Origin of the sequence: Pseudomonas grimontii, from assembly GCF_007858185.1 — a bacterium.
Lineage (GTDB): Bacteria > Pseudomonadota > Gammaproteobacteria > Pseudomonadales > Pseudomonadaceae > Aquipseudomonas > Aquipseudomonas grimontii.
Genome location: NZ_VFES01000031.1, coordinates 23,843 through 48,954 on the forward strand (window position 1 = coordinate 23,843; position 25,112 = coordinate 48,954).

Consider the following 25,112-nt stretch of genomic DNA (forward strand, 5'->3'; position numbering starts at 1 on the left):
ATTTGTTGGCTGACCCACCGCTATCGGGAGCAATCGTCGCACCGCCCCTCCCACATATGGATCTGTGTCAGATTAGAGGTATTTGAGCCACGCCAGGTCGCGGCGGCGGGCCTTGAGCGCGGCGAACCAGCGCACCGGCGGGTAGAGCGCCAGGGGCAATGCCAGCGCCATCAGCCACACCGCACCCATACTGTCGAAGCCAAAGTAGTTGCCATGGTTCAGGCCAAACAGCGCAACACACAGGACATACAGCACTTTCAGCACATAAAGATGCAGCAGGTAAAAGAACATCGGCACGGAACCAAACACCGCCAACACGCCGATCCAGCGTCGATGCCCCACGCGTTCAAACGCCAGCAACAGCAACAGCCCAATCCCCAGCGTCAATGCCAGGAACAACAGCGAAGGCGGGTACTTGGTGACGTTGAAAAAACTCATCAGCGTCTGCACGCCGCTGTCATACGCCTGCCACGGTTTCTCGCCGTAGCCATTGAGCACACGCAACAGCACAAACCCCAGCACCGCGCCCAAGCCGCCGAGCAGCAAATAGCGCTGGCGCACGGCAGGCAGCGTGGCCTTGGCAAACCACGGTCCCAGGCCGTAACCGAGGGCAATCACGCCGATCCACGGCAGCACCGGGTAAGTCGTGCGCAGACGCAGGCTGTCGGACACGTCAATCCAACTGCGGTCATGCAGGATCGTCCACGGAATATGCAGCGCCGAGCCTGGATCGAAGTGCAACCCATCCAGCAGGTTGTGCCCGCCGATGATCACCAGCGCCAGCCCAATCAACAGCGGGCGCGGCAGCCACACCAAGGCGGCGAGGGCGAGCATGCTGATGCCAATCGCCCAGATCACCTGCAGATAGATCACGCTGGGCGGCAACTGGAACGTCCAGGCGAAGTTGACCAGGGTGAATTCCAGCACCACCAGGAACAGCCCGCGCTTGAACAGGAATGCCGACACATCGCGGCGGCCCTGGTATTTCTGGCCGTATAAAAACGCGGATAAGCCCGTGAGCAACACAAACACCGGCGCACACAGGTGGGCGAGGGTGCGGCTGATAAACAGCGCGGGTTCGGTGCTGTCGATGCTCATCGGGTCGCTGACTTGTCGATGCAGCAGGAAGGTTTCGCGCACATGGTCGAGCAGCATGAACAGGATCACCAGCCCGCGCAGGGCGTCGATGGAGAGCAGGCGTTGGCGCAGGGGAACGGCATCGGTCATGGGCGGAATCACAGGGCAGGGCGGAAAATTGTCGTTATCTTATAACAATAATCAGCAGCTTGCCGTGACTCTCTAAAGCCCGACGCAGATCGTGGATTCTGATACCGTCAGTGAAATCGTTTTCGTAGGCCCTGAGCATGAGCACCCCCCAAGCCGTCATCGACTTCTGGCAGCAAGCCGGCCCCAAACGCTGGTTCGCCAAGGACGATGCCTTCGACGCCACCTTCCGCGACACTTTCCACGCCACCCACCTGCAAGCCGCCCGGCGTGAATTGGAAAGCTGGCTGGACTCAGCCGAAGGCACCCTGGCCTTGCTGATCCTGCTCGACCAATACCCACGCAACGCCTTTCGCGGCACCGCGCATATGTTCGCCACCGACCCGCTCGCGCGCCTGTATGCCCAGCGCATGGTGGACGCCGGGCTCGACCGGCAGGTTGAGCCGGCATTGCGTGCGTTCTGTTATTTGCCGTTCGAACACTCGGAAGACCCAAAGGACCAGCAACGCTCCCTGACCCTCAACCAGCAGTTGGACGCCAACACCTACCGCTGGGCCAAGCAGCACGCGCAGATCATCGAGCGCTTCGGGCGTTTTCCCCATCGTAATGCGGTGCTGGCCAGGGACACCACGGATGAAGAACGCGCCTTTCTGGACAAGGGCGGTTTTGCCGGTTAACCCGCTATTCCGTCCAGGAATGCCCCCATAAAAACAGCGCATTGTCTTTCCCGCCGCACATCTCGTAGCGTAGGGCTTCACCCAAGGAGCCCCGCCATGAACCAGCCCCCGTTACGCCTCTACGTTGATTCGCTCTACACCAGCCCGTACGCGATGTCGGTGTTCGTGACCCTGCGGGAAAAAGGCCTGGCCTTCGACCTGGTCACCATGGACCTGGAGGCCGCGCAAAACCAGACTGCCGATTTTGCCCAGCTGTCCGTGACCCAGCGGGTGCCGACCCTGGTGGAAGGCGATTTTGCCTTGTCGGAATCCTCCGCGATTACCGAATACCTGGACCAGGTCTACCCCGAGACCAGTGTGTACCCGGCCGATCCAAAACAGCGGGCGAGGGCGCGACAGGTACAGGCGTGGTTGCGCAGTGACTTGCTGCCGATTCGCCAGGAGCGTTCGACCCTGGTGGTGTTTTATGGGCAGAAAATGCCGCCGTTGTCAGCGCACGCCCAAGCGGCAGCACGCCGCTTGATCAGTGCGGCGCAGGCGCTGCTGGCGGGTGACCCGTCGTACTTGTTCGGTGAGTGGTGCATTGCTGACCTGGACCTGGCCGTGATGCTCAATCGCCTGATCCTCAACGGCGACAGCGTGCCCGCCGAGCTGGTGGACTACGCGCAACGCCAGTGGAGCCGGCCATCGGTACAGGAATGGCTCAACCAGCCACGTCCTGCGCTGTAGCGTTTGCGGTCATTTGCGCCACGCGCCGGTCCAGGTCTTCCCAGTCCGCCATGCCCAGCACCCGCGTGGTGTTCAAACCACGCAGGTAGCCGCGCAATTGTTGGGCGCTGGCGCAGACTTGGTCTGGGTCGGCGTTCGGGGCCTGCAGCACGTGTTCATAGTCGGCCAGGTAATCGGCGACTCGCTCGCGAAACTCCGGCAAGACCGCTTCGCGAATACGGTCGAAGGTTTTCTGGTGGGGCTTCATGGCGGCTCCTTATAAGATTTATCGCGACACTATCGCTTCAGATAATAGTCACCATCACGCATCGCAAGTTCTGTTTTTACAGGGAAAGCGCAAAATTGCCCCATCGAGACGCTGTTCAAGGAAATGCGCGATGAGGACGATTATTCAGCTGGGTTTAATGATTCTGATGCTCGGCACTGTGGTGGTGAGCAATGCTGCCATCGCCGATGAACTACGTACAGGCCATTTGCTACCTATCGTCGGTAGCGTAAACTCCCTGCTGCATGCGCAATCGGTGGGCGTGTTGTTAAGCGATAACACCCGCGACAACCTCAGCTACCTTGAACGCTACCACGACATGGCCTTGAATGGCGCCAAGGATGCCCTTGACGGGCGTATCCGCGAGGCGTTCGTCAACAGCTCCGACCCGGAACTGGCCATTGATTGGTTGATGAGCTCGCTGCAGGGAACCTTTCTGTCGGTGACGGTCTACGACAACCTGGATGCCCTGGTGCAGGCTCACCCCGATGTGGTGGTGATGCTCGATACCCATAACCAACTGCTGACCCAGCGTAACGATCAGGTCGAGGCGCGCTTTACTGCGCGGTTCTATGACGCAGATCTGCAATACATCGCCAAGGCCGAAGGCTCGGTGCACAGGCAGGTGCCTTCGGTGTGGGTGCACGACAAGGCCGCACCGGAGATTGCCGCGCGGATCGAGCAGCAGCGGGATGTACAACTCGACGCCCTGAAGCAGTTCGATGCCTCGCTCAAGGCGCTGGTTCGCGCGGGTTGATGTGAACCTTTATTTTTATACTCGGGATTTTTTCATGCGCTCTTTTTTCGTACCGGCCGCGGCCCTGTTGCTGGCCGGTTGTGTTTCCGCCCCCAACAGTCCGACCTTGACCCTGCAAACCAGCAAAAGCCCGGAAGCCTATGTGCTCTGCGTACTGCCCAAGCTGGAAAAACACGGCATCACCTCCACCGTGACGCAGAACTCACGCCACGCCAAGGTGGTGTTGACCAGCAAGATTGCCGCCGATGATGTGCTGGAGGTCTACAAGGCCGGGGACGGCGGCAAGGTGTTTTTGTATGAGCGCAAGCCGCTGGCGTCGACCATCACGCCGTCGCGGCTTGAACAGGTTGCGCAGGACTGCAGATAACCAATGTGGGAGGGGGGTTGCCCCCGGTCGCGGTGGAACAGCCAGTTTATCTGTAGCTGACCCACCGCGATCGGGAGCAAGCCCCCTCCCACATTTAGAACTGCATAAGGCCTAAGGTCTGACTTCGCTGCTGAAGCTGTTAACCGTTTTCACCAGCCCTTGAGCGGCCAGCGCCACCAACTCCCCACCTTTCTCCACCGTCGCCAGCGCCGGGTCCGAGCCCATGCGCCCGTCGGGGAAGCGGGCGCGGAAGTCCAGGGCTTCACGGATCGGCCCGGTGTTGGCGATTTGCGGGGAGTAGTTGGCCGACTTGATCGCGTCCGGGTACGCCCACTGCGTCACCGCGATCTCCGAGGGTGTGGCATGGCTGCCATGGCCCACCGGAAATTGGCGGTGCGCCAGGTCGGTGACGCCTTCCAGGTCCCACCAGTTCACCAGCTTCAGCGCAAACCCGGCAGGGCGACGGCTAAAGCTCGCCTCGGCGTACAACTCGGAGAACGCCGCTTCAATCGTGGCGATATTGCCGCCGTGGCCGTTCAAAAACAGGATCTTGTCGAAACCATGCCCGGCCAGCGAGCGCACCCAGTCGCCAATCGCCGCGATAAAGGTGGAAGGGCGCAGGGAAATGGTGCCGGGGAAGCCCAGGTGGTGCTGGGCCATGCCGATATTGAAGGTCGGGCCGATGAGGATGTCGGCGTTCTTTTGCGCCTCATGGGCGATGATTTCCGGGCACATCCAGTCGGTGCCCAGCAGGCCGGTGGGGCCGTGTTGTTCGTTGGAGCCGATGGGGATCACCACCGTGCGGCTGCGTTCCAGGAACTGCCCGATCTCGATCCAGGTCGATTGATGTAGAAGCATGCGAAGCTCTCTTTTATCTGTGGGGACAGGCTAACCGCCACGGATTGTACGACTACTCGCCACCTGTTGGGGTTTGCAATTGAGGTACGTCGAGGACTTCAACCAACGCTGGTCGGGGTACCACGAAAACATGAACTGCCCATCCTTGAGCTTATCCACCACCTGGCGCGCCACCTGCGGGCGCACGGCCGGGCAACCCTGGCTGCGGCCAATGCGGCCTTCGCGCTTGCTCCACAAGGGGCTGACGTAGTCGGCGGCGTGAATCACGATGGCGCGGTCGCGGGCCTGGTCGTTGAACCCCGGCTCCAGGCCGTCCATGCGCAGCGAGTAGCCATGGGTGCCGAGGTAGCTTTCCTGGGTGCGGAACAGGCCCAGGCTGGATTGGTGGCTGCCTTCCAGGTTGGAGAACTGGGTGGCGAAGTTTTCCCCGGACTTGGCGCCGTGGGCCACCAGGTCACGCAACACCAGGGTTTTCTTGCGCAGGTCGAAGATCCACAGCCGACGGGCGGTTGAAGGCTGGGAATAGTCAATCACGGCCAGGCGCTCGGAGCGTTCCTCGCCATTATTGACCGCGCATTGCACGGCGCTCAGGGCGCTTTTCAGTACAGTGGGATTGAGTTCTGGAGCCGAGCGCGCCAGGCTGCTATACAAGGAAGGAGGGTTGCCATTGGCGGCGAGCGCAACATTGCTCAGTAAAGCCAGGCCTACGGTGACCAAACCGAGGCGGCATATAAAAGTCAGCATCTACAGTACATCCCCCACTGTGGATTGGAGCAAAGCTATTGTTCAAAAAACACGCATGTTACTTGAGCATTTGCCTGCTCGTTGCACCATTGGTCGCCACAGCCGACGTGCTGCCGGTCGAGCCGTTGCCGGTCACGACGCCAGCGCCGGTCGAGCTGGCCCCGGTGCAACAGGCGCTGGCGCAACTGCCCAGCGTCTGCCCCGGCCTTGCCGCGCAGATAGACGCCGCCGCCCAACTGCGCCTGCAAGCGTTCTACCAGCAGCAGGGTAATGGGCCGCTGTGGTCCGCCAAGGATCGCCGCGAGGCACTGCACGCCCAATTGCAGATGCTCGCCGATGACGGGTTGGACCCCACCCACTATAGTCTGCCTGCGGCGGATGCCATGGCCAATGTGCTGTGCAGCGACATCGACCTCAGCCGGCACTACCTGCAAGCCCTGCAGGACCTGCATTACGGACGCCTGCAGCAATCGCGCTTCGAGCCGCTGTGGCATTCGCAGCCGCCCACCCGCGACCCCGACACCGAAGTGCTGGCCCTCGCTGCTGTCGGCCTGCACGACATGGCCCAAGCCTTTGACCAGGCGCGCCCCAGCGCCGATCTGTACCGCAGCCTGCGTAACGCTTATTCCACGGTGCGCCTGCAACCCTTGCCCCATTGGGACCCGGTCGGCAGCGGGCCGTTATTGCGTCCCGGCATGGACGACCCGCGCGTCCCCGAACTGGCCCGTCGGCTCCACAGCGGTGGCTACCTGCCCGACGAACCCAAGGGCGCGGGCAAACAATACGGTCCGGAACTGGTCACGGCGGTGAAGGCCTTCCAGCTCAGTCACTCCTTGCAATCGGACGGCGTGATCGGCGCCGGCACCGTGGCCGAACTCAATATCAGCCCGGCCATGCGCCGCGAACAACTGCGCATCAACCTCGAGCGTTTCCGCTGGCTGGCCCAGGACCTGGAACCCGAAGGCGTGCTGGTCAACGTCGCCGCCGCGCAACTGAGCGTGTACCAGAGTGGCATCCCGGTGTGGCAAACGCGCCTGCAAGTAGGCCGTGCCGAACGCCAGACGCCGCTGCTCAAGTCCCGCATCACCCGGCTGACCCTCAACCCCACCTGGACCATCCCGCCCACCATCATGCGTGAGGACAAACTCCCTGCCATCCGCCTCAACCCCGAATACCTGCGCCAGCAGAACCTGCAAGTGCTCGACGCCGAAGGCCACCCGCTGGCGCCGGAAAATATCGACTGGGCGCGCCCCGGCAACATCCTCCTGCGCCAGGAAGCCGGCCCGCGCAACCCGCTGGGCAAGATCGTGATGCGCTTCCCCAACCCGTACTCGGTGTACCTGCACGACACCCCCAGCCAACCGCTGTTCACCAAAGGGCCACGGGCATTCAGCTCCGGCTGCGTCAGGGTCGAACAACCGTTGTTGCTGCGCGACCTGCTGGTAAGCCCGGCCGAACGTGCACGCACCGATGAACTGCTGGCCACCGGCGTGACCCACGAATTCAGGCTGGCCACCCCGGTGCCGGTGCTGTTGGGCTACTGGACGGTGCAGGTCGATGGCCAGGGTGACCTGGTGTATGCGCCGGATATTTATGGGCGCGACCTGGTGTTGATGAAGGCGATGGGGAGCGTGCTCTAGGGCATTGCCGTGTGGGCGACGATTAACGCGACGGCCTCGGTGGCTGTCACGGAGGCCGTGTCGAGGGTCAGCACGGGCTGGCCCCAGCGCTCGTACTCATGCGCCGATACCGACTGCCAAGTCGGCGGAGTCAACCCAGGAATGTCGCCCGTACGGGTTTCCACACGGCGCCGGTGTTCCTGCGCGTCTGTACATACCACCTGAACATTGATCAGCGCCGCGTCTGCCATCGCGGCCGTCGCTGTCCAGGCTGCCCGGCTTTCCTGCACCGGGTTCACGCAATCGGCGACGACCCTATGGCCCAACTGCAAGTTACTCAGCGCCAGCGCATTCGCCACGCCGTAACCGCTGGCACCGACATCGCCCGCCAATACGCCCGCGTCGCGAATGGCCTGTTCGATCACATCGATGCGCAGGTAAACCGCACCGGTCTGGTGTGCCAGTTCGCGGGCAATTGTGGTTTTGCCAGTGCCTGGCAATCCGCTGAAGACGATAAGCATGCTTGACGCTCGATAAGGTCGGGGCGGTTCAGGGTATCCTCCAGTTCCCCCACCGGTCGACCCCAGGACAGCCCATGACCTTGCCGTTCACAAAGATGCACGCCCATGGCGACGATTTCATCATCATCGATCGCCGTGGCCTGGACGACCCCGTCACCCCGGAAGTCGCACGCCGCCTGGGCAATCGCCACACCGGCATCGGTTTCAATCAGCTGGCCGTGGTGCTCGACTGCGAAGACGCCGCCGCGCGCGTCAAATTCTGGAACCCCAACGGCACGCCGCTGGCAACCTGCGGCAGCGCCACGCGTGGGGTGGCCGACCGCTTGATGCATGAAACCCGCAGCGATTCGGTGGTGCTGCGCACCGACCGTGGCCTGCTGACCTGCGTGCGCGAGGCGGGGCGGCGGGTGTCGGTGGACATGGGCGCGCCGTCGCTGGACTGGGCGGCCGTGCCGCTGGCCGAGGCCATGGATACATGTACGTTACCGCTAGCGGGCAACCCGGCGGCGTGCAGCATGGGCAACCCCCATTGCACGTTTTTCGTGGCCGATATCTACGCCATCGACCCGGCCGCCGTGGGCCCGACGCTGGAAGTTCACCCGCTGTTCCCGGCCAGGACCAATGTGCATTTCGTAGAGGTGCTCGACCGTGGGCATATCCGCCTGCGCATCTGGGAGCGTGGCGGCGGCGTGCCGTTGGGGTCCGGTTCGTGTTGCTGCGGCGCGGTGGTCAATGGCATCCGCCGTGGCTTGCTGGATGCCACGGTGCAGGTGCAGTGCGACGGCGGTACGGTTACGGTGCATTGGGACGGGCAGGGCGGTGTGGTGTTGACGGGCAGTGTGGAGCCGATCATGCAAGGCAGTGCCTACCTGTTCTGAAACGTCACCGTGAAGGTGGTGCCGGCCGTGGCACAGGAACGCACGGCCACATCGCCGCCATGCACCCTGGCCAATTCCCGCACGATATACAGGCCCAGGCCCACGCTGCGCACGTCGCTGCCTTGGTCGGTGCCACGGGTCATGGGCTCGAACAACCCGGCCAGCAAGGCTTCGGGAATCGCCGTGCCGTGGTTGTGCACCGCCACTTCGCAAGCGCCGTCATCCAGGCGCGAGGTGATGGTGATCGGCCGTTGCGGGTCGCCATAGGCCACGCTGTTGGCCACCAGGTTGCCGATGATCTGCTGCACGCGATCGGCATCCAGGCAGGCGTCGCCACGGCCTTGTGCCTGGTGCTCCAGCGTTGCCTTGGGGAACGCCACACGCAGTTCGTCCACCGCGCGATGGATCACCTCGTGCAGGTCCAGCGGCGCCGCCTTGATGGTGATGCCGTGACCAACCCGTGCCTGGGTAAAGTCCAGCAGGTCGGCAATCATGCGTTGCGCGCGCTCGGACGACTGGCCGATATGCCCCAGCAACTGGCGTTCCTTGGCGGTGCGTTCGCCACGGTTGAGAAAGTCCGACGCCATGCGAATCGCCGTGAGTGGGTTTTTCAGGTCATGGCTGACAATCGCGACCATTTGCTCGGCAAACAGCGCGCGACGCTGAGCGATAGCGTAGGCCTCCTTCAGCTCGGCCTGGGCTTGCTGCAACGCGACTTCGGTGGCGGTTTTTTCCTGCAACAGTGCTTCGGCCAGGTTGCGTGCGTTGAGCAACTCGCGTTCGTACTTGTCGCGGTCGGTGGTGCCGAACAGCGCCAGGTCGTACACCACGGCGCCGGCCTGTTCGCGTTTGTTGCCGTTGAGCAGCACGGTCACCTTGTGGCCGTCGCGGTGCAGCATGTCCAGCTTCACCTCGGTGACGCTGCCGTGCATGCGCAGCATCGGCGCCAGGTGGGTCTGGTGGAAGATCCGCCCGCCCATGCTCAGCAGGTCCTGGAAGTGCCGGCCATGCAGCTCGGCGATGCTGAACCCCAGCCAGTCGCTGAAGCGCGCGTTGGCCTGCAGGATCGTGCCATCTTCCGTGGTGACGGCCAGGGCGCAGGCGGCGCTGTCGAACAGCTCAGCCGGCACGTGCGGGCATCCACGGCACCAGGAAAGCGTCCATGGCCGCCGCGCAGGCCTGCGGCGCGCTCATGTGCGGGCAATGGCCGACATTGTCCACCAGGCAATAGGTGCTGTTGGGCAGCACGCTGTGCAGGTATTCGCCCACGGCCACGGGCGCGATCAGGTCGTTGCTCGATTGCAGGATCAACACCGGCGTGGGCAGGCCGATCACGTCCTGGCGGTTGTCCGACATAAAGGTCACTCGCGCGAACTGCTTGGCGATGTCCGGCTCGGTGCGACAGAAACTCTCGGTCAGCTCGTCGCTCAGCGCCGGTTGGCCGGGTGCACCCATGATCACCGGGGCCATGGCACTGGACCAGCCGAGGTAGTTGCTGTCGAGGGTGTCGAGCAGGTCGTCGATGTCGGCGCGTTTGAAACCGCCTACGTAACCGTCGGCATCGATATAGCGTGGCGACGGGCCGATCATCACGTGGGCGGCGACACGGCCGGGGGCCAGGCGGTCGGCGAGGGTGCCGATCATCGCACTGACCGAGTGCCCCACCAGAATCACCGGGCCCTCGGCAAAGGCGTCGATGATCTCGTTCAAGTCGCGGGCATAGCCGTCCAGTGCGCTGTACTTGGCCTTGTCAAAGGCGTTGAGGTCGGAGAGACCGGCGCCCACCAAGTCATACATCACCACGCGAAAACGGTCTTTGAACTGCGGCGCGAGGTAATTCCACATGGCCTGGTTGCAGCCAAAACCATGGGAAAACACCAGGGTCGAGTGCCCGTCACCCATCACGTTGACGTTGTTGCGCTGGAGTAGGCCCATGGGGAATCTCGAAGTTATGGCGTATTGCTATGTGTGCTGCAGTTTAGATAGTCGATGGCTTTGGGTCACGCGTTATAGCGCTGATAAGGTAAAGTCAGCGCCTTCAGGAAGAAACTTCAGGTAACAAACATGATGCGGTGGTTGCGGCAATCCGTCTTGAGTCTGCTGGTATTGATCTCCGCCAGCCTGTTTATCACCGCCCAAGCCGAGACTTCGCCCATCGGCGTGGCCCTCGACCAGCGGGTGATCGACCTCACCAACACCCTCGACGCCGACACCACCACTCGCCTGAAAGACCAACTCGCCGCCCTTGAACAGCGCAAAGGCGCGCAGGTTGGCGTATTGCTGGTGCCGACCACCGGTGGCGCCAGCATCGAGGACTACGCCAATCAACTGTTCCGCGCCTGGAAACTGGGGCGCAAGGACGTCAACGACGGCATCCTGCTGGTCGTGGCCAAGGACGACCGTAAGGTGCGCATCGAGGTGGGCTATGGCCTGGAAGGCACGGTGACCGACCTGCTGGCCCACCGCATCATTGAAGAACACATCACCCCGGCGTTTCGCCAGGGCGACTATGCCGGCGGTGTGGTCCAGGGGGTGAACGATCTGGTGCTGCTGGTGGACGGCGGTGACCTGCCGCAGGTGACAGGGCCGGGGGTTGCTCCCGAGGCCATCGCGGTGTTGCTGGCGTTTATCCTTGGCGCCATCGGCGGCGTGTTGATCGCCGCGCGCAAGCTGGGCTGGCGTGGAGCACTGATCGCCACGGCGGCCGTCACCGTGTTGCTGGTGGTGTTCGCCGGGGGCCGGGAATGGCCGATGTACCTGCTGGTATTGCCGCTGACCCTCCTGATTGGCGGCGCCACCTTCGGCGCATTGTGGCTGGCGCGCACCGCGTTCTACTGCGTGATAGGGCTGTTGGCCTACATCGTCGGGGTGGTGATAGCCAATCGGTTTGTGGAGGTCAGTTATATCCATTGGCTGGTGTGGCCGTTTGGCGGGGCGTTGGTGCTGGGCTTGTACCTCGGGTTGTTCTTCGTCATCAAAGCCTCCTGGAAAAAGAGCCCGCGCTTTTTCCTCCTGCGTGCGCTGGCGGTCATGGCCATCTACGTCGCTGCGGGGACACTGTTTGGGCACGGGTATCAGGGCTGGATCGTGGCGATTCCAGTGGCCTCCTTTGTGGCGTTTATCGTGTTTGTGCAGAGCATCGCCAGTGGAGGCTCGGGGTCGGGCGGTGGCTCCGGTTCGAGTTCCAGCGGGTCCAGTTCCAGCAGCAGTTCCGACAGCAGCTCCTCGGGGGGTGGTGGCTCCAGTGGTGGCGGCGGGGCGTCGGGGAGTTGGTAAACAGGATGCGGTCCTTGCAGCAATGGGTCCTGAGTCTGCTGGTGCTGGTGTGCGCCGGCCTGTTTGTCACTGCGCAGGCCGACACTTCGCCTATCGGCGTTGCCCTTGACCAGCGGGTGATCGACCTCACCCACACCCTCGACGGCGCCACCATCACCCGCCTCACCGACCAACTCGCCGCCCTTGAGCAGCGCACAGGCTCGCAGGTCGCCGTATTGCTGGTGCCCACTACCGGCGACGCCAGCCTCGAGGACTACACCAACCAACTGTTCCGCGCCTGGAAACTGGGGCGTAAGGGCGTCAACGACGGCATCCTGCTGCTGGTGGCCAAGGAGGACCGCAAGGTGCGCATCGAAGTGGGCTACGGGCTGGAAGGCACCGTGACCGATTTGCTGGCCCACCTCATCATTGAAGAGCACATTCTCCCGGCGTTTCGAGAGGGCAACTATGTGGGCGGTGTTGCCCGGGGGGTGAATGATCTGATCACTCTGGTGGATGGCGGTGATCCGCTCAAGATCGCTGATCCGGGGCTGCCCCTTGGCGCCATTGCCGTGTTGCTGGCGTTTGTGATCGGCGCCGGCGGCGGCGTACTGATGGTTACCCGTAAGCTGCACTGGCGCCGCGCCTTGATTGCCACGGCGGTGCTCACGGGACTGGTCGTCGCTTTTGTCGGGGGTGGTGATTGGCCGGTCTATCTCCTGGTATTTCCGGCGAACATGCTGATCGGTGGCGCCGTTTTTGCTGCGCTGTGGCGTGTGCGCAGGGTGTTCTACTGCGCGTTGGTGCTGTTGATCTACATCGTCGCGGTGGCGATCGCGTACCTGTGCGTGGGTATCCATTTCATGGAATGGACGGAGTGGATGGAGTGGTCGCTGGGCGCCCTGGTGACGTTGCTGATTTACTGGGCAGTATTCGACGCGATCAAGGAGTCCCGCAGAGATAGCCCGGAGTCGTTCTCCTTGCGTTTGTCGGTGTTGTTGGTGGTTTACCTGGCAGGGGCTGTGTTCACAGTGTTTGAGTACGTTGCCGGTGATTGGCCGTACGTGATTTTCCTGATCCCGTTTCCTGCAGTCCTTATCTTTGACAAGCCCCGCGGCGGTCGTCGTTCGAGGTCACTCCGCGGGTCCGGTTCGAGCTCCGGCAGCTCTTCCGGCAGCCGTTCTTCCGGGGGCGGTGGCTCCAGTGGCGGTGGCGGGGCGTCGGGGAGTTGGTAACCAATGGCTGACATTATTCCCACCAGGGCGAGACCCATGGCAATCGGCTATTTGGCAACCCCCTGAACGTTACAGCCGCTTGGACAGAAACACGCGACTGCTGCCTGCCGGTTCACAAGGGACCTCCCCAAACCGCACCCATCCATGCTTTTCATAAAACCTCGGGGCCTGAAAACTGAGGGTATAGAGCACCGCGTTCGTGCAGCCGCGACGCCGGGCTTCGTGCTCAAAGGCTTGCAGCAACCGGCTGCCGAGGCCTGTACCGCGCAGAGTCTCGGGTAGGTGGAACAGGTCGAGAAAGGCCGTGCCCAGGGTGGTTTTGCCGGTGATGCCGCCGAGGACTTGCCGCGTGGTGGGATCCTTGATCAACACCGACAGTGGCTGACGATCGTTGAAGCCCGTGATGGCTTCATTGAACGCGGCAAGACCGCTGCCGAGAAGGTGTTCGGCGTCGGAGGCGGCTTGGGCGCTGATTTCAATGAGGGGTGCAGTCATCACGGCTTCCAGGTGGTATTAGTTGCGTGGCCATCCGCCCATGTTATCGGGCCTGGCTTCGAAGTCTATCGCCTCGCGATACGAATCACCGAGGTTGGCGTATCGACCGTTACCGGCGGCCTGGGTGGGTTGCCAGCTTTGGGTGTTGGGATCGAATACTTCGGCATCATCCCCGGCTGTTTGATCCAGGGGATTGTGCCTTGGCTTGTCGTTATCAAAACCGCCTATTTCCCCCGCCGGGGACATCGCTGCGTAGGGGTTAAAACTATTGATTGGAGACATCACTGAACCTCTCTGAGTGCGTAAGAAAAAGACCAACAGAACCCGCCTTGGCGAGTTGCATCGCAGGCTACAGAAGCCGGAATGGCCGTTCAATCAGGCGGTTTTAGACGGGTGTAACGGTTTAAAACTGTGGTGGCAGAGATTCAGCGACTGGCGGTTTTGGCTATCGGCAGTGTCTTGAAAAACGGTGCGTAGTGCGAGGTCTGGCGTCAGATATTGGCGCCGGTCCCCAGGTTTTTAAACCTTGTCATTCATTTATGTGCGTAATGACTCTTTGCGCCTACACAACGCGATACAACAGGCGTGTTGTTAATGTGCCGCGTTAAAGAGCCATCACCATCTCATGCCAGGCCATGCCGCCATGATCCGAGGGTGAAGGACGCACATAGGTGTAGCCCATGCGCGCGTACAACGGCACATGCTGTTCCTTGCACATCAGGTGAATCGTGCGCTTGCCCATCGCGCGCATGCGCTGCACGAACTCGATCATCAGCACCTTGGAATACCCCTTGCCCTGATGCGCCGGGTCGACCACCACCGACATGATCACCACATTCGGCGCCTCGGCCGAATGCCCCACCAGTTCCTTGAACGCCTCGTCCGACATCACCACTTCATGGGCGCAGCCACCATTGATAAACCCCACCACCTCGCCCTCGGCTTCCAGGATCAGGAAGCCTTGCGGGTATAGCGCAATGCGTGTGGCGATCTTTTCCAGGGTCGCGGCTTCGTCGCCTTCATAGGCAGTGATTTCTATCTCGAAGCAACGAGCGGCGTCGGCGGGGAGGGCGTTGCGCAGGGTGAGGGCGGGCATGCGGGTTCCTGGAGCTGTGAACGAAAGAACGCATGATAGATACAAAACCACCCTGTGGCACGGTCTACAGGCATGCCCTGGTTATCTACGGGGTGGTAGAGGCGACGAGCTTGAAAAACGGCTCGTTCGTCAAGGCCTCGGTCTGGGCGGCCGAACCCTCGTGGGAGCCGTCGAGCTTTCGCGCGGCGATGGCGGCGGTACAGACGCTATCAAGTCCTTGTCTTGCTCAAATGACAGATCCCTGAAACCAGAAAACCCGCCAAGGCGGGTTTCTTTACAGTTAAATCGACGGCCCGAATCAGTGGGGCATCCACCCCATCATTCTGTCGGGCTTACATCGACAATCCGGGCTTTACGCAGTGCTTCGTCGATCTGTTTACCGAAATTGTTCACGTTTTCGAGCCTTACAGGGCTGAATGTGTCATCGGGACAGTCTGGGTGAAACTTGATGCTGACCGGCCACACCCTTTGTGGCGGGGTGGTGTAGTCAGCAACATGAGGCGAACCAACGCTCACACTGGCGTCGGATATTCCGTTCTGCTTGGCCAGTTCATGAAAGAGCTCCGTCGTTGCAGACATATTGTCATCGGTGACAATGACTCGGATGACGTCTCGGTCCGGCATGCCTGGCGCAGGGGGCATACGCAACGCTTCAGGCGCTTCCGGCCGTGTCGGCGGGGTGTGGAAGGAAGGAGGGGGTTGAATACCTTGCATGGTAATTACCTGTAAGTTTGAGGGTTGGATGGATCGCTTCACTGAGTGGCCGATTCAACGTGCAAGGTTCCTGGCATCCAGGGCGCTGAGTGAATGGAAATGTTGCCGGTATTACCCCCGTTTGGGTGTAGGCCTCAAAAACCAGAAAACCCGCCAAGGCGGGGTTTCCTCACCGCTCAAATCACATCAACTCACCGCAGGCGCACCAAGGCCTCGACGCTCGATCACCGTAAACACATCCGCCACATCCTGGACCATGATCCGGGCGGTATTGGCGACGGTGTTGATGTCGTGCTCGGCATAGTCGGACACGTTGGAACAGGCCATCAGGTGCAGGTAGGCGAGGGCGGCGTTGAGACGCTCACTGGCGCAGGCATGCAGCTCGCTGAGTGGGGCGTCGCTGTCGATCAGCAGCACGGGGTAGTCGGTTGCGGTTTGGGACATGGGGGTGAAGCGGCGGGGCGGGTGTTGAGTTGTCATAAGGTTCGATTCTATTTTGGCTAAAAAGAACTGCCACCTTGCTGCTGCGAAACAGATTGGGTGGCAACTGTGCGCGGGTTCGCAGACCAGGAAGAATCACACCCGGCAGACCCGAAGGTCTCCCACGCACAGCCGCCATAAAGCGAGACGCAGGCGTACTCCGCCTGAGGGTCTGATGACTGTGCAGGTTGATTCTATTTTGTAGGGCTGCGAAACCCTGCCGCCGACCAAAGCCGGCGACGGGGCGAACTATAAAGTGCCGCCAGCCGAGGTGCAACCGACTAGCCGAACGACGGCATCGGCCTAAGGGCTTGATAAGATTAAACTGCCAAAGCGGGAGCAAGCTCCCTCACCTCCGTTATTCATTCACCCGAGCGGGCCATGAAAACGCATGAAGGAACGACCCCATGCTGGAAATAAAACGCGCCACCCCCACCGACGCCAACGCCGCTTTTGACATCCGCCGCGAAGCCATCCGCAGCCAATGCATCGGCGCCTACACCGTCGAACAAATGGCGCTCTGGACCCGCGGCAAGGCCGAGGACGGCTACAGCGCGCTGATGGAAAAATCGTTCTACCTGGGTTGCTTGAACGGTGAACCGGTGGCCACCGGCATGCTCGACCCGGCCAACAACGAAGTCGGCGCGCTGTTCGTGTTGCCCGCATTCACCGGGCGCGGGTATGGCAAGGCGATGCTGGAGCACCTAGAGCATGTCGCACGGGAACTGGCGATTGAAGAGGTGGTGCTGGACGCGACGTTGAATGCTGCGAGTTTTTATCGCGCGTGTGGCTACGTGGGCGATGAGCAGGCGATTTACCACTCGCCGTCGGGGTTGCAGTTGGCGTGTATTCCGATGAAAAAACACCTGCATCAGTGACGCAAATGCGCGCGCAAGTTCCCGATAACCTGCGCTACTGAAGGCCCGTGGATCACCGGCGGCATCAGGCTCTCGCCAAACTCCCGCCACACAAACAGGGTCAGTTCCGCGCCATCGGTGAGCGTTTTTGCCAGGTCCTGCGAACCCAAACCCTGCAACCGCCGATAACGCTCATCCCGCCAGAATGCATCCTCCACCCAGTCATACACCGGGATGAAATGAAAGTGCAGCGGGAACCCCGGCATATGCCCATAGCGGCTGATATACAACCACTTGGGCTTGAGGTGTGCTTCCATGACCCGCTGGGTTTTCGCCAGCAGTCCACCCAATTCGGCCAACGCCGCCTCCGGCATATCGGCGAGGGAATCAATTGGCGCCTTGGCGCCCAGCATCAGGTAACCCGGCAGCTTCGAAGCCAGGTGATGGTTGAGCAGCCAGTGCTCGGTCTCAAAGAGGATGTAGGCGGGGTCGATCTGCATCAGCACGCGTCCTTGGGAGCAAGGTCGGCAGGATAACAAGCGCGCTCGCCTGTATCCCACAAAACCACGCGATCTGTGTCTATCGTGCGCGCCGTCAGGTGGATAGCCTCCAGCCACGTTAACTGACAACCGAGCACACCATGGAACTCACCGCTGTCCCGTTTGGCATCACCGACTGGTCCACCGTCGAACCCGAGCTTCACCCCGGCGTGACCGGCAGTGCCTCATGGCGCACCTGCCACTTCGGCACCACCCGCGTGCGCAGGGTCGATTACAGTCCCGGCTACCTGGCCGATCACTGGTGCACGCGCGGGCATGTGCTGCTGTGCCTGGAAGGCGAGCTGCACACGGAGCTGGAAGACGGCCGCCAGTTCACGCTGACGGCCGGGATGAGTTACCAGGTGGGCAATGACATGGAGGCGCATCGTTCCTCGACGAGTGTCGGGGCGAAGCTGTTTATCGTGGATTGAAGAGTGATCTTTGTGGCGAGCCCGCTCGCCACAAAAACAGAAACAGGAACAGCCACAGAAACAGGCACAACCACACAAATCCTGTGCATCAATGCATCTTGCTATGGTCCATGCCATCCAGCCCACGCGCCTTGGCCTGAACCTCAACGGTCTGCTTCTCGCCCTTGGCGTCCTGCACCGTCAGGGTCAGCGGCACCTGGTCACCTTCCTTGATCTGGCCGGTCAGGCCCATCAGCATCACGTGGTAACCGCCGGGGTCGAGCTTGACCGCCTTGCCCGCCGGCAGGGCCACCGAGTCCACCGGGCCCATGCGCATCACGTCGTCCTTCATGCTCATCTCATGGATCTGCACGTCTTTGGCCACCGGCGAGGCCACGCTGAGCAGCTTGCTGTCGCTGTCGGCGGTCACGGTCATGAACGCGCCGCTGGACGGTTGGCCCGGCACCGAGGCGCGTACCCAGGCGTCGGTCACTTGCACCTGGGCGCTGGCGTGGGCGGCGAGGCCCAGCAGGGACAGGCCGATCAGGGTGCGTTTGAGGTGTTGAACGGCAGTCATTAGCAGACCTCCATGACGGTGAGCAGGTCTTCTGCGCACTCTTTAGCGGTAAGGGATGCCTGCAAGCCCAGGCGCAGGTTGCCACGGGTGTCGAAGACAAAACTGGTGGCCGTATGGGACAGGGTGTAGGTGTCGCCGGCGGGGATCTTTTCATAAAAGATCCCGAACTCCTTGGCGGCCACGGCGATTTCTTCCGGGGTGCCGTACAGCGCTTCGAAGCTGGGGTCGAAGGCCTTGACGTACTTGTCGAGAATCTCCGGCGTGTCGCGTTCCGGGTCCAGGGTGATAAAGATCACCTGCATGATCTCGCCGTCACGGCCCATCAGCTTCTTGGCCTGGGCGGCGCGGGCCAGCGTGGTCGGGCACACGGCCGGGCACTGGGTGAAACCGAAGAACACCACCGGCATCAGGCCACGGTAGGAACTGAGGGTGACGGTGTCGCCCTCGGTGTTCTTGAGCTTGAAGGTGCGGCCCATGATCTTGTCGCTCAAGTCCTTGCCGTACCTGAAGTTCAATCGGGGGCTGTTGTCACAACCGGCCAGCAGGCCCAGACCCAACAGGCCCATGCCGGTCAGAACCTTGCGGCGGGTGAATAACGTACTCATCAACGGTGCATCCTGTGAAACGCCCGCATTGCGCGAAATCAACTCGGCAGGCTTTGAATAGGAGTAAACGAGGAGGGCGCCAAGTCTACCAACCCTGGCCAGCCCGCGTAATCTGCGACGTTCTGCCACAGGGGCACGCCGCGCTTCATCCTTTTGCGGCTCTGGTGGTAGAGTCGCCGCCATGAAATTGAGCCACCCCGACCGTTCCCTGATTGTCTGGACCCTGTACTTCTGCGTGCTGATGAACCTGTTCGTGTGCGGTTTGGGCCATGGCCAGATGATGGGCCAGCAGCTCAATGGGATCGGTGGCGCGTTCTGCGCGGTGGACGGCAAACAGGCGCCACTTTCCGACAAAGGGCTGGGCGCGCCGTCGTCCAGTAACATCTCGAACTACTTTGCCTGCCCGGTGTGCAATGCCGTGAGCGTCGCGCTGGTGTTCCTGATCGGCCTGGCCTGGCTGCTGGGCCTGGGGCAAACCCCACGCCCGGCCCATGAGCGGCGCAACAAGGCGCCGCCGCGTTATTCCTGGCCCTCGGCCAACCCACGCGCATCCCCCGCCTTCTGACGTGTGCCTTGGGCCTCCTGTGACCAGGGGGCGTTCTATCGTCACGACAGTGAGTGCGCTTTATGAACCATCACTTGCCTGCAGGCGCCAGTCGCCTGGTCAGCCAGGCGTCCCGTCGCCCGCGCGTGGAAACGGCACGGCCGGACTACCCGAGCAATGCCCGCTGCTTTGTACACCTGGATGCACGCCTGTTGCCGTATTGGCACACCGTGTTCGACATCTGCCCGACGCTGCTCAAGCTCGACCCGCCCGAGGGCCTGAACCTGTTTCGCAGCTTCATGACCTGGGCCTATCGCAACCAGCCGGCCCAGGACTGGACCTGGCACCTGAACGTCTGCCGTTGGCTGCTGGCCTCGCCGTATCGCGGGCAGATTGATGAAGAACCCATCGAAACCTTCATGGCAGCGGCGGCGGCGCGTTGGATCAGTACGGATGACAGCCAGGCCCAGGGGGTGGTGCTGGCCTGGCAGGGCTCGACAGTGTTCGATTGGAAGGCCGCGCGCATTCCCGGCGCCGAGCAACAGGTACTCCCTGCCACGGAATGGGATTTTGCCTGGTGTCCGCTCGCCTCCCCGGGGGGATTCCAGGGCTGGTTACCGGTGCCTTAAACGCCGCACAGGCGACCGGGATTGTTACGTAAACCGCAAAAGTGATTGACGGTTTTAGCGGCTGTTTCCCCACGGCCCAACGCTATACCGTGCGCGCACCCGTTGAATGCAGCACCACCCGACCGACAAAGAACAGGCTTGGGCTGTAACGGGGTCGCCTCAATCACTTCACGGAGCCTTCATGAAACACACCACGTGCCTGGCGCTCGCCGTCTCCCTCGGCGCCGCGCAGCAGGCGGCTGCATCGGGTTTTATCGATGACAGCAAAGCCACCCTCGACCTGCGCAATTTCTATTACAACCAGGACACCCGCAACACCAAGGCACCTTCGGACAAGGAGTGGGGCCAGGCCTTCATGTTCAACTACCAGTCCGGTTTTACCGATGGCCTGGTGGGCTTCGGCCTGGACCTGCAAGCGATGTACGGCCTGCGCCTGGACGCCTCGGGGCGTGCCGGCAAGGCCGGTGAAGACAACACCCCTGGCAGCGTCTTCCCGTTATCCGATGGCAAGGCTGCCAATGACTTCAGCAAGACCGGCGCCACCGGCAAAGTGCGCCTCTCCCAGACCCAACTCAAAGTCGGTACCTTGGTGCCGAAGATGCCGGTGCTGATGTCCGAAGACGGCCGCTTGCTCCCGCAGACCTTCCGTGGCTACCAGGTCGACTCCAAGGACCTCAAGGACTTCAACCTGATCGCCGGTAAAATGGAGCAGGTACTGGACCGCAACTCCAGCAACGGCCAGGGCATGTCGATCGCCGGTGCCAACGACCCGGCCAAGGGCAAGTTCAGCAACCAGTTCTACTACGGCGGGGTGGATTACGCCGTCAGCAAGCAACTGCAAGTGCAGTACTACTACGCGACCCTGGAGAATTTCTACCAACAGCATTTTGTCGGCCTGGTGCACAACTGGCAGTTGCCGGTGGGGCAGCTCAAGACCGATCTGCGTTACTTCTACAGCACCGCCGACGGCAAGAACGGCAGCGCCGCCGGGCGCGGTGAAGGCTATGTCAGCTCCGGGTATTACGCGCCGGGCGTCAACTCCGGCAAGGTCGACAACCGCCTGTGGAGCGCGATGTTGACCTATGGCGTGTACGGGCATTCCGTGGGCCTGGGGTATCAGAAAACCACCGGCGAAAGTGACTTCCCCCACATCAACCAGGGCCAGGGCCGTTCGCTGTACCTGATCACCAACGCGCAGTCGCTGAAGTTCGTCAACGCCGGGGAGCAGGCCACGGTGGGTAACTACACCTATGACTTTACCGGCCTGGGCATTCCGGGCCTGAAGTCGAGCGTGACCTATATCCACGGCAGCAACATCCGTGCGGCGCGTCGCGACAACAGCGAGTGGGAGCGCGATTTGCGCGTCGACTACGTGATCCCCACGGGCACGTTCAAGGGCCTGGGCCTGACCTGGCGCAGCGCGGTGCTGCGCGGCAATGACACCGCCGACAAGGATGAGACGCGGCTGATCGTCAGCTACAGCCTCCCGTTGCTGTAGGCCGAGCAGGAGCAACGCTTGACCGGCATCAAGGCCGCCCCGCGCGCCAGCCCGCACACTGGACCTCCCACGGCCGGTTCCTCTGCGAGGCTCCCATGCTCTACCTCCTGTTGCTATTGGCCCACCTGTTCGCCGCGCTGATTTTTATCGGCACGGTGTTTTTCGAGGTGCTGATCCTGGGGCACCTGCACCAGCACTTGCCGATTCGGGTGATGGTACTGGTGGAGCAGGGCGTCGCCCGGCGTGCCCGGGCGTTGATGCCGTGGGTGTTGCTGGTGCTGTTCGGCGCCGGGCTCGGCATGGTCTGGCTGCGTTACCTGCCCGCGTTGTCGGCACCGTTGGCGTCCTCGTTCGGCACGTTGCTGAGCCTCAAGTTGATCCTGGCCGCCAGCGTGCTGCTGCACTTTCTGGTGACCATGGCGCGTATGCGCTGGGGCAAGGTCAGTGCGCGCTATAGCCGCTTCATTCACCTGAGCCTGTTCGCGCACATGGTCGCCATTGTGCTGCTGGCCAAGGGCATGTTTTACCTGAGCTGGTAACGACCTTGATGCACATCAAGGTGCCCGGCGCGGTCACACCGGACAATGCAGCACCGCCGCCCGCTCCGGAGTCCGTCATGCGCACCCATCTTCATCCCACCCGCTTTCGTCAGGATCACGGCGTGTTGGACCTGGCGTGCCAGATGGACACGCGCCGCTTCCATGCCGGCGTTGGTTCCCTCGACCTGTTGCGGGCCCTGCGCGACAGCCGCCAGCGCCAACGGCCCCTGGCGTTGAACCTGCATTGGCCGGCGCCAGACGCCGGCACCGACTACCTGCGCAGCCTCGTCGAGGAAATCCAGTTGATCGGCTGCCAGCTCGGCCCGCGCCAACCGGTCGAACACTTTCACCTGCGCGGTACCACGCCGACGATCGAGCAGGTGCGCACATTGCTGGAACACCTGCACAGCCGCTTCAACTTTCTCGACCGCGACCGCGGCGACTACCGTATCGACCTCGACCCCTGGCACATGGACTGGGCGACCCTGGGCCTGTTGCGCGAGCAGGGTTTCAACCACGCCAGCATCGGCGTGCCGGACGCCAGCCGCGACGACCCGCTGTGCCAGGCGCGGTACCAGGACCCGGCGCCCATCGAGTCGCTGGTGGATGCGGCGCGCACCTTCGGGTTTCGCTCGGTGAACATCGACCTCGGCTACGGTCATGCCTGGCAGACGCCGGCCAGTTTCGAGCTGAAACTGGCCAGCCTGATTGCCCTGGAGCCCGACCGCCTGCAGCTGTTCGATTACGCCCAGCCTCCGGTGCGCTACCAGGGCCGCCGAGCCCAGGCGTTTTGCAGCGCGGCGGATAAAAGCGCGATGCGCCGCAGCGGCTTTGAACACCTGGCCGCCGCTGGGTATCACTACATCGGCCTGGGGCAGTTCGCCCGCGCCGACGATGACCTCAAACAGGCCCAGGAACGCGGTCGCCTCAGCCGTAACTGCGAAGGCTTTACCCTGCACGGTTACTGTGACCACATCGGCTTCGGCCTGGGCGCCATCAGCCAGATCAACACGTTGTGCGCACAGAACACGGAGGTCCTGCGCCACTACCGTGAGCAGCTGGCCAGTGGTCAACCAGCCACGTGCCGAGGCTGGTTTCGCGAGGCCGCCGACCCGGTGCGCCTGCATGTCGCCGAACGCCTGGCCTGTGACCTGGAACTGAATATCCAGGCCGTGGAGCGCCGTTACGGCCTGGTATTCCGGCGTTATTTCGCCAACCTCTGGCCGCTGCTGGAGGCCTTGCACCGCGACGGTCTGCTCGAGTTGTCGCCAACGTTTATCTGGCTGCTGCCTGCGGGCCTGCCCCAGGTGGATGCCATCTGCGCATTGTTCGAACGGGCGGCGCTCGCCACCCCCGTCAGCGCCAACGACGAGGTGATCGACCATGACGGCGTTTGAATTCGACCGTGCCCTGGTGCACAAATACGACCGCCCGGGGCCACGCTACACCTCGTACCCGACCGCGCCGCAGTTCAACAGCGCGTTTGCCCTGGACGACTATCACCAGGCCGTGCGCGCCAGTCACCAGATGGCAGCGCCCAAGGCGTTGTCGGTGTACATCCATATTCCGTTCTGCCAAAGCCTTTGCTACTACTGCGGCTGCCACAAGATCATCACCCGCAAGACCCACCGTGCCGTCGAGTATGTGGCATACCTCAAGCGCGAGATCCAGATGCAAGGCGCGCTGTTCGAGCGCTCGCGACGCCTGACTCAATTGCACCTGGGCGGCGGCACCCCGACGTATCTGGATGACACGCAACTGGCCGAACTGATGGCCTGCCTGGCGGACAACTTCAGCCTGGATGACAGCGACGCCCATGAGTTCTCCATCGAGGTCGACCCGCGCACCATCAGCGTCGAGCGCATCAACACCCTGCGCCACTTGGGCTTCAATCGCCTGAGCTTCGGCGTGCAGGACTTCGACCCCGATGTGCAGGCTGCGGTCAATCGCGTGCAAAGCGAAGCGCAGATCCTGCAACTGGTGGCAGCGGCCCGCGAGGCACGCTTCAAGTCGGTGAGTGTCGACCTGATCTACGGCCTGCCGCTGCAAACCGTGGCCAGTTTCGATGTAACCCTGGGCAAACTGATCGCCCTGCGCCCCGACCGCGTGGCCGCCTACAGCTACGCGCATCTGCCGAGCCAGATCCGCGCCCAGCGCCTGATCCGCCCCGAAGACATGCCACCGCCGGCGCGCAAGCTGGAGCTGCTGGAACTGACCATTCGCCGCCTCACCGAGGCGGGTTATGTCTACATCGGCATGGACCATTTCGCCTTGCCCGAGGACGAGCTGGCACTGGCCCGCGTCAATGGCAGCCTGCAACGTAACTTCCAGGGCTACTCCACCCATGCCGATTGCGACCTGATTGGCCTGGGCGTGTCGGCCATCGGTAAGGTCGGCGACAGCTACAGCCAAAGCGTCAAGGAGCTGTCCCAGTACTACGCGCGCATCGATGCGGGCCTGTTGCCGGTGCAACGCGGTTACCGGCTCAACCCCGATGACGTCCTGCGTCGAGAGGTGATCAATGGCCTCATGTGCGACGGACGCGTCGATTTCGCCCAGGTTGAAGCGGCCCATGGCATTCGTTTCAACGACTATTTTGCCGAAGCGTTGACGCAGTTGGACGAGCAAGTGGCGGACGGGTTATTGCTGGTTCAAGACGACGCACTGCAACTGCTGCCCAAGGGCCAACTGATGGTGCGCAGCGTGGCCATGGCTTTTGATGCCTACCTGGGCGGCGCACACAAAGGCCAATTCTCCCGCACGGTCTGACGCACCCCGATAGCGGTGTTTCAGCCAACACATCTACCCACCCCGCGGCCGCCATCGAAGCCTCGCTAAAGCTCGACATCTCCCACAGGGATCAGCGGTGCCCATCAGACCTACGGCCGGACGTTTTCTACCTGTCAACAACATTCAAATGTGGGAGGGGGCTTGCTCCCGATAGCGGTGGGTCAGCCAGCACCTCTATCAACTGTGCCGCCGCCATCGAAGCCTCGCTAA

31 protein-coding genes are annotated in these 25,112 nt (G+C 62.2%); 16 read left to right on the top strand and 15 right to left on the bottom strand.

Going from position 1 to position 25,112, the window contains the following annotated elements:
- Positions 1 to 72 precede the first annotated feature (72 nt).
- Positions 73 to 1,227 (bottom strand): DUF1624 domain-containing protein, encoded by a 1,155-nt coding sequence (locus tag FIV39_RS30015; protein WP_090403007.1) that lies wholly within the window; start codon positions 1,225 to 1,227, stop codon positions 73 to 75.
- Between the two features lie 137 nt (positions 1,228 to 1,364).
- On the opposite strand from FIV39_RS30015, the gene FIV39_RS30020 reads away from it, so the two are divergent.
- Together FIV39_RS30020 and yfcF are read left to right on the top strand one after the other, a co-directional pair.
- Positions 1,365 to 1,901 (top strand): DUF924 family protein, encoded by a 537-nt coding sequence (locus FIV39_RS30020; protein ID WP_090403009.1) that lies wholly within the window; start codon positions 1,365 to 1,367, stop codon positions 1,899 to 1,901.
- A 96-nt stretch (positions 1,902 to 1,997) separates the two neighbouring features.
- Positions 1,998 to 2,630 carry a glutathione transferase gene (gene yfcF / locus FIV39_RS30025; RefSeq protein ID WP_090403010.1) on the top strand — a complete coding sequence of 211 codons (633 nt, stop codon included), beginning with the start codon at positions 1,998 to 2,000 and terminating at the stop codon, positions 2,628 to 2,630.
- Here yfcF and FIV39_RS30030 read toward each other — a convergent pair.
- Positions 2,605 to 2,877 (bottom strand): hypothetical protein, encoded by a 273-nt coding sequence (locus FIV39_RS30030; RefSeq protein ID WP_090403012.1) that lies wholly within the window; start codon positions 2,875 to 2,877, stop codon positions 2,605 to 2,607. The two genes, yfcF and FIV39_RS30030, sit on opposite strands and share 26 nt — an antisense overlap.
- A gap of 130 nt (positions 2,878 to 3,007) precedes the next feature.
- Here FIV39_RS30030 and FIV39_RS30035 point away from each other — a divergent pair, with 130 nt between their 5' ends.
- Positions 3,008 to 3,652, top strand: coding sequence for an ATPase (locus tag FIV39_RS30035; RefSeq protein ID WP_090403014.1), 645 nt, complete (start codon positions 3,008 to 3,010; stop codon positions 3,650 to 3,652).
- A gap of 34 nt (positions 3,653 to 3,686) precedes the next feature.
- On the top strand, positions 3,687 to 4,019 hold the full coding sequence (locus tag FIV39_RS30040; RefSeq protein ID WP_090403016.1) for a YajG family lipoprotein: 333 nt from the start codon (positions 3,687 to 3,689) through the stop codon (positions 4,017 to 4,019).
- A 111-nt stretch (positions 4,020 to 4,130) separates the two neighbouring features.
- Here the strand turns inward: FIV39_RS30040 and FIV39_RS30045 are convergent, their stop codons facing one another.
- A complete protein-coding gene (locus FIV39_RS30045) occupies positions 4,131 to 4,877 on the bottom strand; it encodes a creatininase family protein (RefSeq protein ID WP_090403018.1) in 747 nt (248 codons plus the stop codon).
- A gap of 30 nt (positions 4,878 to 4,907) precedes the next feature.
- On the bottom strand, positions 4,908 to 5,621 hold the full coding sequence (locus FIV39_RS30050; protein ID WP_090403020.1) for a murein L,D-transpeptidase catalytic domain family protein: 714 nt from the start codon (positions 5,619 to 5,621) through the stop codon (positions 4,908 to 4,910).
- A 38-nt stretch (positions 5,622 to 5,659) separates the two neighbouring features.
- Here FIV39_RS30050 and FIV39_RS30055 point away from each other — a divergent pair, with 38 nt between their 5' ends.
- Complete coding sequence (locus FIV39_RS30055; RefSeq protein ID WP_090403022.1) at positions 5,660 to 7,261, top strand: L,D-transpeptidase family protein; 1,602 nt, start codon at positions 5,660 to 5,662, stop codon at positions 7,259 to 7,261.
- On the opposite strand, the gene FIV39_RS30060 is transcribed toward FIV39_RS30055, so the two are convergent.
- Entirely contained in the window at positions 7,258 to 7,761 is a 504-nt protein-coding gene (locus tag FIV39_RS30060; protein ID WP_090403025.1) for an AAA family ATPase, read from the bottom strand. The genes FIV39_RS30055 and FIV39_RS30060 overlap by 4 nt on opposite strands.
- A gap of 74 nt (positions 7,762 to 7,835) precedes the next feature.
- On the opposite strand from FIV39_RS30060, the gene dapF reads away from it, so the two are divergent.
- On the top strand, positions 7,836 to 8,639 hold the full coding sequence (dapF, locus tag FIV39_RS30065; protein WP_090403027.1) for a diaminopimelate epimerase: 804 nt from the start codon (positions 7,836 to 7,838) through the stop codon (positions 8,637 to 8,639).
- Here the strand turns inward: dapF and FIV39_RS30070 are convergent.
- The gene (locus FIV39_RS30070) at positions 8,627 to 9,769 is read right to left on the bottom strand and encodes a PAS domain-containing sensor histidine kinase (protein WP_090403030.1); all 1,143 of its coding nucleotides are present in this window, start codon (positions 9,767 to 9,769) and stop codon (positions 8,627 to 8,629) included. The genes dapF and FIV39_RS30070 overlap by 13 nt on opposite strands.
- A complete protein-coding gene (locus tag FIV39_RS30075) occupies positions 9,759 to 10,574 on the bottom strand; it encodes an alpha/beta fold hydrolase (RefSeq protein ID WP_090403032.1) in 816 nt (271 codons plus the stop codon). Before FIV39_RS30075 ends, FIV39_RS30070 begins: the two co-directional genes overlap by 11 nt.
- A 129-nt stretch (positions 10,575 to 10,703) precedes the next feature.
- Here FIV39_RS30075 and FIV39_RS30080 point away from each other — a divergent pair, with 129 nt between their 5' ends.
- Both FIV39_RS30080 and FIV39_RS30085 read left to right on the top strand, forming a co-directional pair.
- Positions 10,704 to 11,915, top strand: coding sequence for a TPM domain-containing protein (locus FIV39_RS30080; protein ID WP_090403034.1), 1,212 nt, complete (start codon positions 10,704 to 10,706; stop codon positions 11,913 to 11,915).
- 5 nt (positions 11,916 to 11,920) lie between these two features.
- Positions 11,921 to 13,129, top strand: coding sequence for a TPM domain-containing protein (locus tag FIV39_RS30085; protein WP_090403036.1), 1,209 nt, complete (start codon positions 11,921 to 11,923; stop codon positions 13,127 to 13,129).
- A 69-nt stretch (positions 13,130 to 13,198) separates the two neighbouring features.
- Here the strand turns inward: FIV39_RS30085 and FIV39_RS30090 are convergent, their stop codons facing one another.
- From FIV39_RS30090 to FIV39_RS30110, 5 genes are all read right to left on the bottom strand, one after another.
- Positions 13,199 to 13,624, bottom strand: coding sequence for a GNAT family N-acetyltransferase (locus FIV39_RS30090; RefSeq protein WP_090403038.1), 426 nt, complete (start codon positions 13,622 to 13,624; stop codon positions 13,199 to 13,201).
- Between the two features lie 18 nt (positions 13,625 to 13,642).
- Positions 13,643 to 13,906 (bottom strand): hypothetical protein, encoded by a 264-nt coding sequence (locus tag FIV39_RS30095; RefSeq protein WP_090403040.1) that lies wholly within the window; start codon positions 13,904 to 13,906, stop codon positions 13,643 to 13,645.
- A 322-nt stretch (positions 13,907 to 14,228) separates the two neighbouring features.
- Positions 14,229 to 14,720, bottom strand: a complete 492-nt coding sequence (locus tag FIV39_RS30100; RefSeq protein ID WP_090403043.1) for a GNAT family N-acetyltransferase — start codon at positions 14,718 to 14,720, stop codon at positions 14,229 to 14,231.
- A 318-nt stretch (positions 14,721 to 15,038) separates the two neighbouring features.
- Positions 15,039 to 15,434 carry a hypothetical protein gene (locus FIV39_RS30105; protein WP_143513862.1) on the bottom strand — a complete coding sequence of 132 codons (396 nt, stop codon included), beginning with the start codon at positions 15,432 to 15,434 and terminating at the stop codon, positions 15,039 to 15,041.
- A 186-nt stretch (positions 15,435 to 15,620) separates the two neighbouring features.
- The gene (locus tag FIV39_RS30110) at positions 15,621 to 15,914 is read right to left on the bottom strand and encodes a fructose-bisphosphate aldolase (protein ID WP_090403048.1); all 294 of its coding nucleotides are present in this window, start codon (positions 15,912 to 15,914) and stop codon (positions 15,621 to 15,623) included.
- A 407-nt stretch (positions 15,915 to 16,321) separates the two neighbouring features.
- Here FIV39_RS30110 and FIV39_RS30115 point away from each other — a divergent pair, with 407 nt between their 5' ends.
- Positions 16,322 to 16,792: a GNAT family N-acetyltransferase gene (locus FIV39_RS30115; protein WP_090403051.1), complete on the top strand. Its 471-nt coding sequence runs from the start codon at positions 16,322 to 16,324 to the stop codon at positions 16,790 to 16,792.
- Here the strand turns inward: FIV39_RS30115 and FIV39_RS30120 are convergent.
- Positions 16,786 to 17,271, bottom strand: coding sequence for an HIT family protein (locus FIV39_RS30120; RefSeq protein WP_090403053.1), 486 nt, complete (start codon positions 17,269 to 17,271; stop codon positions 16,786 to 16,788). The genes FIV39_RS30115 and FIV39_RS30120 overlap by 7 nt on opposite strands.
- A gap of 140 nt (positions 17,272 to 17,411) precedes the next feature.
- Between FIV39_RS30120 and FIV39_RS30125 the strand changes: the two genes are divergently transcribed.
- Positions 17,412 to 17,741 (top strand): DHCW motif cupin fold protein, encoded by a 330-nt coding sequence (locus tag FIV39_RS30125; RefSeq protein ID WP_053134248.1) that lies wholly within the window; start codon positions 17,412 to 17,414, stop codon positions 17,739 to 17,741.
- An 88-nt stretch (positions 17,742 to 17,829) separates the two neighbouring features.
- Here the strand turns inward: FIV39_RS30125 and FIV39_RS30130 are convergent, their stop codons facing one another.
- Together FIV39_RS30130 and FIV39_RS30135 are read right to left on the bottom strand one after the other, a co-directional pair.
- Positions 17,830 to 18,297: a copper chaperone PCu(A)C gene (locus tag FIV39_RS30130; RefSeq protein WP_090403055.1), complete on the bottom strand. Its 468-nt coding sequence runs from the start codon at positions 18,295 to 18,297 to the stop codon at positions 17,830 to 17,832.
- Entirely contained in the window at positions 18,297 to 18,902 is a 606-nt protein-coding gene (locus FIV39_RS30135) for an SCO family protein (protein WP_090403057.1), read from the bottom strand. The genes FIV39_RS30130 and FIV39_RS30135 overlap by 1 nt, the downstream gene beginning before the upstream one ends.
- A gap of 181 nt (positions 18,903 to 19,083) precedes the next feature.
- On the opposite strand from FIV39_RS30135, the gene FIV39_RS30140 reads away from it, so the two are divergent.
- The 6 genes from FIV39_RS30140 to hemN all read left to right on the top strand — a co-directional run bounded on the left by FIV39_RS30140 (position 19,084) and on the right by hemN (position 24,881).
- Positions 19,084 to 19,467 carry a DUF2946 domain-containing protein gene (locus tag FIV39_RS30140; protein ID WP_090403059.1) on the top strand — a complete coding sequence of 128 codons (384 nt, stop codon included), beginning with the start codon at positions 19,084 to 19,086 and terminating at the stop codon, positions 19,465 to 19,467.
- A 62-nt stretch (positions 19,468 to 19,529) separates the two neighbouring features.
- The gene (locus tag FIV39_RS30145) at positions 19,530 to 20,075 is read left to right on the top strand and encodes a putative natural product biosynthesis protein (RefSeq protein ID WP_090403061.1); all 546 of its coding nucleotides are present in this window, start codon (positions 19,530 to 19,532) and stop codon (positions 20,073 to 20,075) included.
- A 181-nt stretch (positions 20,076 to 20,256) separates the two neighbouring features.
- Positions 20,257 to 21,573, top strand: a complete 1,317-nt coding sequence (locus FIV39_RS30150) for an OprD family outer membrane porin (protein WP_090403063.1) — start codon at positions 20,257 to 20,259, stop codon at positions 21,571 to 21,573.
- 95 nt (positions 21,574 to 21,668) lie between these two features.
- The gene (locus tag FIV39_RS30155) at positions 21,669 to 22,112 is read left to right on the top strand and encodes a hypothetical protein (RefSeq protein ID WP_090403064.1); all 444 of its coding nucleotides are present in this window, start codon (positions 21,669 to 21,671) and stop codon (positions 22,110 to 22,112) included.
- Positions 22,113 to 22,189: 77 nt separating this feature from the next.
- Positions 22,190 to 23,509: an oxygen-independent coproporphyrinogen III oxidase gene (locus FIV39_RS30160; protein WP_090403066.1), complete on the top strand. Its 1,320-nt coding sequence runs from the start codon at positions 22,190 to 22,192 to the stop codon at positions 23,507 to 23,509.
- A complete protein-coding gene (gene hemN, locus FIV39_RS30165) occupies positions 23,496 to 24,881 on the top strand; it encodes an oxygen-independent coproporphyrinogen III oxidase (RefSeq protein WP_090403068.1) in 1,386 nt (461 codons plus the stop codon). Before FIV39_RS30160 ends, hemN begins: the two co-directional genes overlap by 14 nt.
- Positions 24,882 to 25,112: the final 231 nt, after the last annotated feature.